Below are 7,864 nucleotides of genomic sequence, written 5' to 3' on the forward strand. Positions count from 1 at the left end.
TACAGATTTCCGGGAAACAACTCAACTAATCAATTCTGTATGATGAACTGCTGCTATGTGAAATCCGGCCTGAGAAAGGCTGTGTTTGGCTTACTGCTGTTGCTGCTGCCTGTCGGGCTTTTTGCGCAATCGCAAACCTCACCGACTGACGGAATGCGCGACAATACGCCCGCCGTTTTTGCATTTACGAATGCAACCATAATTACTTCCCCGGGGAACAGCATTGCCGGCGGCACCCTTGTGGTCCGTAACGGTGTGATTGAAGCCGTGGGTCGCAATGCCCGGATACCGGCCGATGCCCGTGTTTTTGATCTTAGCGGGAAGACGATTTATCCCGGCTTCATTGATCCGCATGCCCGTATTGGGATGCAGGATCCTGAAACGGATCTTGACCGGGGAAATCAGCCGTGGAATCCACAGCTTCGTGCCCATCTGAGGGCTGAGCAGGTTTTTAATCAAGAAAACGACGGCAGCGAGGCCCTGCGCAAAGCCGGGTTTACCGTAGCTGCAGCTGTCCCGGAGCTGGGGATTTTCCGCGGTCAGATGGCTGTGCTCACGCTGAACGACGGCAGTGCTACCGACCGGACCGTTCGGAGCAGCGTAGCGCAGTCGGTTTCCCTGAACCGCAGCTCTGAGCTTGGTTTTTCCTACCCGACTTCCAACATTGGTGCGATTGCCCTTATCCGGCAGACCCTCTACGATGCCCGCTGGCATCATGACGCGCATGCTGCCTTCAACCGGAACCCGGCAGGCTTGCAGCGGCCGGAGTACAACGCCATGCTCGATGCGCTAAGCCCGGCAGCCCGCGGTGAGCGGCCGCTGGTTTTTGAAGCCGGGAGCGATGAGGAAGTGCTTCGTGCCCTGCGGATTGCCCGGGAATTTAACAGCACGCTTTGGGTGCGCGGCAGCGGACACGAGTACCGCATGGCGGATTACCTCCGTACCCAGAACTTTTCTCTGATTTTGCCGCTCAGCTTCCCGGATACGCCCGAAACCGGGACTCCTGAAGATGCCTTCAACCGGAATCTTGCTGAGCTTCGGCACTGGTACCTGGCACCAGAAAATCCTGCGCGGCTTGCGCAGGCAGGCATCCGGTTTTCTTTCACTTCAGACGGACTCAGCAATAAGGCTGATTTCCTTCCGAACCTTCGCAAGGCGGTAGAAGCTGGTTTGGATGCTGAGACTGCTCTCCGGGCCCTGACCTCACAGCCCGCCGAGCTGCTTGGCATCAGCGCTACGCACGGCACGCTCGAGCGCGGCAAAGCCGCTCATTTTGTTGTTACCGATGGCGATATCTTCCATCACAATACCCGCATCATGGATGTGTGGATCGACGGCAGCCGGCACATCATCAATCGCGAGCCGCATCATAACCCGGCCGGAAGCTGGGAGCTGGTAAGCGGCGGAAGCCTGTTCGACGGCACCATCACCCTCACCGAAACGCGCGCTGGCCGTTTCAGCGGAAAGCTGATGATTGGTGAAGAGGAAATCAGCCTGAGCAGCATTTCCTACGACGATAATGCCCGCCGTTTCCGGGCTGATTTTATGCACGACGATATTTCGACCACCGGTCCGGTGCGGCTTACGGCTTCGTTGAGCGGCGACAGGCTGCACGGCTGGGCTGAAGTTACGGGGCAGGCACGCATCAACTGGCAGGCTACCCGTACCGCTTACGGCGAACAGCCCGAGCCCCGTGAGCACAAGCCGATGCGCCGCGATCTCGAGCTGGCCAACATCAGGCCAAACATGGAGTTCGGGCGGGAAAGCATGCCTGAGCAGCCAAGAGCAATTCTGGTACAAAATGCTACCATCTGGACGATGGGCGAGCAGGGTGTGCTTGAAAATGCAGACCTGCTGGTGCGTGACGGAAAAGTTGCCGAAGTCGGCCGGGATTTGCGTGCCCCGCGCGGCGCGCTCGTGATCGACGCGCAGGGCCGGCACGTAACCCCGGGCCTGATTGATGCCCACCTGCACTCTGGTGTGGACGGGGTGAATGAGGTTGGAAATGCGATTACCGCAGAAGTTCGCATGGCCGATGTGCTCAACATCAACAACATCTGGATGTATCGTCAGCTGGCCGGCGGACTTACAACTGCCCACGTGATGCACGGCTCGGCCAATCCGATTGGCGGTCAGAATGTGACGCTGAAAATGCGCTGGGGCGCTTTGTCCCACGATCTGGTGCTGGAAGGCGCACCAAGAACGGTAAAGTTTGCGCTCGGTGAAAACCCCAAGCGTGTAGGCACCGGCCGCTACCCCGACACGCGCATGGGCGTGGAACAGATCATTGCCGACCGCTTCCAAATGGCGAAGGATTACCGCGCCCGCTGGCAGGCCTGGGAAAGCAGCCGCAACCCGACGGGCATCCCGCCGCGCCGCGATCTCCGGCTTGAAGCGCTGGCAGACATCCTCGACGGAAACATTGATATTCATTCCCACAGCTACCGTCAGGATGAAATTCTGATGCTGATGGTGCTGGCCGAGGAAGTTGGCTTCGAAGTGAAAGCTTTCCACCATGCGCTTGAAGCCTACAAGGTCGCGCCGGAGCTGGCGGAGCGCGGCATCGGTGCTGTTGTTTGGTCGGATTGGGGTGGTTTCAAAATTGAAGCCTACGACAATACCAACTACAACGCACGGCTTTTGTACGAAGCTGGTGTGGTAACTTCGCTGCATTCCGACAACAGTCAGATTGCGACCCGCATGAACTGGGAGGCCGCCAAAATGGTGCGAACAGGCCTTGATCCGGTAACGGCGCTGTCGCTGGTAACAAGCCGCACCGCTGAGCTGCTCGGCATCGACCATCTGGTCGGTTCCCTTGAGCCCGGAAAAGATGCCGATTTCGTAATCTGGAGCGGCGATCCGCTTTCAACCTTCACCATTGCGGAACAAACCTGGATCGACGGCCGCAGATTTTTCGATATCGAAGAAGATGCTGCTATGCGTGAAGCCGTAGAGCGTGAGCGCGCTGAACTCATCCGGCTCATTCTGGAGGTGAAAAATGACTAATCCCGATTTTAAATCCACACGCCAAGCTGTTACTGATATGCGTAATCTGAATTTTAACAGGGTGATGCGGGCATTTATGCCGGTTTCGGCCCTCCTGCTCCTGAGCCTGCTGCTGAGCAGTCCTGCCGCTGCGCAAACCCCGGCTGCGCCCCAAAGCCAGCCGATTGCCCTCACAGGCGGAACCATCCACACCCTCGCCGGTGAAACCGTCGAAAACGGTACCATTCTGTTTGAGAACGGCATCATTACCGCAATTGGCACGGATGTCGAACTTCCCGCAGGCACGCTGGTTGAAGACATCACCGGCAAACACGTGTACCCCGGCCTGATTGATTCCTGGAGTCAGATGGGGATTTTTGAAATCAGCGCTGTGGAAATGACGCTCGATATCAACGAGGTCGGGCCGATCAACCCTAACGTACGGGTTGAGCGGGCTTTCCATGCAGCAAGCCGGCACATTGGTGTTGCGCGCTCAGCCGGGGTAACCACCTCGGTTACCACACCCGGCGGCGGCTGGGGCAGTCCGCTGATTGCCGGTCAGTCAGCCGCGATGATGATGGACGGCTGGACCTGGGAAGAAATGACGCTTCAGGCGGGTTTGGGCATGATTGTGAGCTGGCCAAATCCGGGAAATGCCCGGAACTATGCGCGTCAGCTTGGTGAGCTGCGCGATGCCTTTGCCGATGCCCGGGCTTACATGACCGCCGTGCTGGCACATGAAGCCGGCAATGCCCCCCGCCATGATTTTGATTCCCGCTGGCATGCCATGATGCCGGTACTTGACGGCGATATGCCGGTCGTGGTAAGTGCTAACGATACACGGCAGATTCAGGATGCGATTACCTGGGCTCAGGAAGAAGGCGTTCGCCTGATTATTCTGGGCGGCCGCGATGCGCACCTGGTGACCGAGCACCTTATCGCTTATGAAGTGCCGGTGCTCATTACAACGGTTCAGTCGTCGCCTTCGCGCTGGTGGGAGCCGTACAATGCCTGGTACGAACTTCCGGCGCAGCTGCACCGGGCGGGCGTTACCTTTGCAATTGCCGGTTCGAACAATGCGGCGAACGTGAACCGCCTTCCTTTTGAGGCCGGTACGGCTGCTGCTTTCGGCCTGCCGGTTGAGGAAGCCCTCAAATCGCTGACCGTTTATCCGGCTCAGATTTTCGGACTCGATGACCGTATCGGAAGTCTGCAGCCCGGCTTGCATGCCGACCTGCTGATTACAACCGGAAACCCGATCGAGTACAGCACCCGCGTTGAGCAGGTGTACGTGCAGGGCCGCAAGAGCGACATGAACGACATGCACCGTCAGTTTTTTCAGCGGTACTCTGAAAAAATCAGGCAGCGTCAGGCGGCTTCAGGCCGTTAAGCTTACCGGCTGATTTGCTTAACCAAAAACGGGCTTTCCGAAGTGATTCGGAAAGCCCGTTTTGTTTTTTGACGCATCGACAGCGTTTGCATTATAGTTTTGTGTCATTATGTCCACAAAAAAAAGGAATAAATGAACACTCAATCACATCGCTATATGGCGGAGGGATATGGTTCCATTTTGCTGTCAAACATTTACATCTCAGTTCCCTGTTGCCGCCAAACTGCATTAATTGTATTGTCTCATCCCGAACACTTATAATTTAGCATGAACACCTAAACCGCATAAGGCAACTTCCGCTCAGCAGTGTACTTATTTTCCGGGCCCAGTTGTGCTGCGGGCTATTCCGCTGATGGGGCGGTTTCTTTAAGTTTTTTTAGGGCGACGGAGTTCATGCAGTAGCGCAGGCCGGTCGGTTTGGGTCCGTCGGGGAACACGTGGCCGAGGTGTGCATCGCAGGTGTTGCACAGGGTTTCGACCCGCACCATGCCGAAGCTGCGGTCAACTTTATACCGGATGGCGTTTTCAGTAGCGGGACGGGTGAAGCTCGGCCAGCCGGTGCCGGACTCAAACTTTTCGGCTGCATCGAACAGCAGGGTGTCGCAGCAGACGCAGGCGTAGCGGCCGGGCCCGAAGCTGTGGCAGTGTTCGCCGCTGAACGGGCGCTCGGTGCCGTGTTTGCGCGTTACGTGAAAGGCTTCATCGCTGAGCAGTGCTTTCCACTCGGCTTCGGTTTTTTCTACCCTGCGTTCAGGTTCGGGGTTGCCTTTGTCGGCGTAGCTGAGAATGGTTTTCCAGTTGAGTTCGCTCATGGGATATTTTTTTGATTTAAAGATGATGCATTTGAAAACGAACCTCAGCTCTTAATTCATTCCTTAAGACTGGTGCGCGGGACGGATAAAAGGGGATTTTATTCGAATCAGGCGTGAGTGCTTGCATGGCAACAGAAAAAGGCCGGGATGCCTTCTCTGTTTTGAATGAGGTTTGGGATGCACTGCCGACGAGCCCTTCGGAGAGGGAACAAGCCCGAAAGTTAATTCCGGATTCGGAGTTTTGAGCTGCCCGGAAACACATCCCCCGATAAAAAAACAGACTATGTGTTTTGCCAGTAGTCGGGGATCCGGCTTAGCATTTCGGCGGTCATTGCGTCGAGGTCGAAGTCCGGCTTCCAGTTCCAGTCGGCGCGGGCGATGGCGTCGTCGATGCTGTTGGGCCAGGAGTCGGCAATTTGCTGCCGGTAGTCGGGCTCGTAGCTGATTTCGAAGCCGGGGATGTGGCGGCGGATGGCCGCTGCGATCTCGGCCGGGCTGAAGCTCATGGCGCCGAGGTTGTAGCTCGTGCGCACCGTGAGCCGGTCGGCAGGGGCGTTCATGAGGTCGATGGTGGCTTTTACGGCGTCATCCATGTACATCATCGGCAGGCGGGTACCGGCGCTGAGGAAGCATTCGAAGGGTTCGCCGGCCAGGGCCTTGTGGTAGATATCTACGGCGTAGTCGGTGGTGCCGCCGCCGGGCAGGGTTTTGTAGCCGATGAGGCCGGGGTAGCGCAGGCTGCGAACATCAACGCCGAAGGTGCGGTGGTAGTAGGCGCACCACTGTTCGCCGGTGAGTTTGTTGATGCCGTACACGGTTGTGGGGTTGCAGGGGCTGCTCTGCGGGGTGTTGTCAGCATCGGCATCCGGACCAAAAACGGCGATGGAGCTGGGCCAGAATACGCGGTTCAGTTTTTGATCGCGCGCGATGTTGAGGATGTGATGGAGGCTGCCGATGTTGAGCTTGCGTGCCAGGGGGATGTCTTTTTCCGCACGGGCAGAGAGCAGCGCGGCGAGGTGGTAAATTTGCGTGATGCCGTGCCGTTTCACGCAGTCGAGAATGGCGGCTTCGTCGGTAACGTCGAGGATTTCGAAGGGCCCGTTTTTGAGCTCGCCCTCGGCCTGACGGATGTCGGTGGCGATAACGGCTTCAGCGCCGAGCTGCGCGCGAAGTTTGCTGATAATTTCTACCCCAAGCTGACCGGCCGCGCCGGTAAACAGAATTTTTTCCATGAGTTGCGTTTAGTGAGTCGAATCAGGTGGTTGAACTGCTTTGGTTTATTTGAGCACGCCGAGCTCTTTGCCGACTTCGGTGAAGGCTTCGATTGCCCGGTCGAGGTGCTCCTGCTCATGAACGGCCGAAATCTGCACCCGAATCCGGGCCTCGCCTTTCGGCACGACGGGATAGTAGAAGCCGATCACGTAGATGCCTTTTTCGAGCAGCTTTGCAGCGAATTCCTGCGCGATGTTGGCATCGTACAGCATGATGGGCACGATCGGATGCTCGCCGGGCTTGATGTCGAAACCGGCTTCGGTCATTTTGCTGCGGAAATAAAGGGTGCTGTTTTCGAGCTTGTCGCGCAGCTCGGTGGTTTCGTTAAGCAGTTCGAGTACCTTAAGCGAAGCGCCGCAGATGGAAGGGGCGAGGGTGTTTGAAAACAGGTAGGGGCGGGAGCGCTGCCGCAGCATGTCGATGATTTCCTGATGCGCGCAGGTGAAGCCGCCGAGGGCTCCGCCGAGGGCTTTGCCGAGAGTTCCGGTGATGATATCGACCCGGCCTATTACTTCGCGGTATTCGTGTACGCCGCGGCCTTTTTTGCCGATGAAGCCGGTGGAGTGGCATTCGTCGCTCATCACAAGGGCATCATATTTGTCGGCAAGGTCGCAGATTTTATCGAGCTGCGCGATGGTGCCGTCCATTGAGAAAACGCCGTCGGTTACGATAATGCGGTTGCGGGCACCGGAGGCTTCTTTCAGCTTTTCTTCGAGGTCGGCCATGTCGTTGTGCTTGTAGCGGAAGCGCTGCGCCTTGCACAGCCGGATGCCGTCGATAATGGAGGCATGGTTGAGCTGATCGGAAATGATGGCGTCTTCCTTTTCGAAAAGTGGCTCAAAAACCCCGCCGTTGGCATCGAAGGCAGCGGCGTAGAGGATGGTGTCATCAAATCCCAGAAATTCGGCGAGCTTTTGCTCGAGCGCTTTGTGGATGCTTTGGGTGCCGCAAATGAAGCGGACCGAGGACATGCCGTAGCCGTATTCATCGATGGTTTGCTTTGCCGCTTTGATGACTTCCGGGTGGGAGGACAACCCGAGGTAGTTGTTGGCGCAAAAATTCAGGACGCTGTCCATTTGGGTGGTGCGGATGGATGCCCCCTGCGGACTTGTAATAATGCGCTCCTGCTTGTAAAGTCCGTCGGACTTGATGCGGTCTAATTCTTCCTGAAGCTGGGTTTTAAGTGATCCGTACATGGAGAAAAGTCGAATAAAGTGTTGAATAAAAAGTCTGAAAAGGCTTGATTTGGGTCCGTTTTAAAGGATTTTTTACACGCCCAAAGCGCCGTTTTTGCTGCTCAAAAGTATGAAAAAGGCAGGAGTATTTTTGAAGCAATTCGCTTTTTTGTTGGTTTTAATAGAAAGGCTATCTTCATTAACCTTCGTTAACAGGCAAACGGGCAATA

General features: G+C 56.5%; 5 protein-coding genes. 2 read left to right on the plus strand and 3 right to left on the minus strand.

All coding sequences use genetic code 11. From position 1 onward, the window contains the following. The first annotated feature begins 39 nt into the window (after positions 1–39). Both LAT75_RS02460 and LAT75_RS02465 read left to right on the plus strand, forming a co-directional pair. The gene (locus LAT75_RS02460) at positions 40–3,006 is read left to right on the plus strand and encodes an amidohydrolase family protein (RefSeq protein ID WP_291481035.1); all 2,967 of its coding nucleotides are present in this window, start codon (positions 40–42) and stop codon (positions 3,004–3,006) included. A 37-nt stretch (positions 3,007–3,043) separates the two neighbouring features. Next, positions 3,044–4,375, plus strand: coding sequence for an amidohydrolase family protein (locus LAT75_RS02465; protein ID WP_291481036.1), 1,332 nt, complete (start codon positions 3,044–3,046; stop codon positions 4,373–4,375). Positions 4,376–4,716: 341 nt separating this feature from the next. Here LAT75_RS02465 and msrB read toward each other — a convergent pair whose 3' ends face one another. The 3 genes from msrB to kbl form a co-directional block, all read right to left on the minus strand. After that, positions 4,717–5,187, minus strand: a complete 471-nt coding sequence (gene msrB, locus LAT75_RS02470; RefSeq protein WP_291481037.1) for a peptide-methionine (R)-S-oxide reductase MsrB — start codon at positions 5,185–5,187, stop codon at positions 4,717–4,719. Between the two features lie 281 nt (positions 5,188–5,468). Then, positions 5,469–6,419 carry an NAD-dependent epimerase/dehydratase family protein gene (locus tag LAT75_RS02475; RefSeq protein ID WP_291481038.1) on the minus strand — a complete coding sequence of 317 codons (951 nt, stop codon included), beginning with the start codon at positions 6,417–6,419 and terminating at the stop codon, positions 5,469–5,471. 45 nt (positions 6,420–6,464) lie between these two features. Next, the gene (kbl, locus tag LAT75_RS02480; protein ID WP_291481039.1) at positions 6,465–7,655 is read right to left on the minus strand and encodes a glycine C-acetyltransferase; all 1,191 of its coding nucleotides are present in this window, start codon (positions 7,653–7,655) and stop codon (positions 6,465–6,467) included. Positions 7,656–7,864: the final 209 nt, after the last annotated feature.

The sequence above is a fragment of the Cyclonatronum sp. genome (genome assembly GCF_022565315.1).
Classification (GTDB): domain Bacteria; phylum Bacteroidota; class Rhodothermia; order Balneolales; family Cyclonatronaceae; genus Cyclonatronum.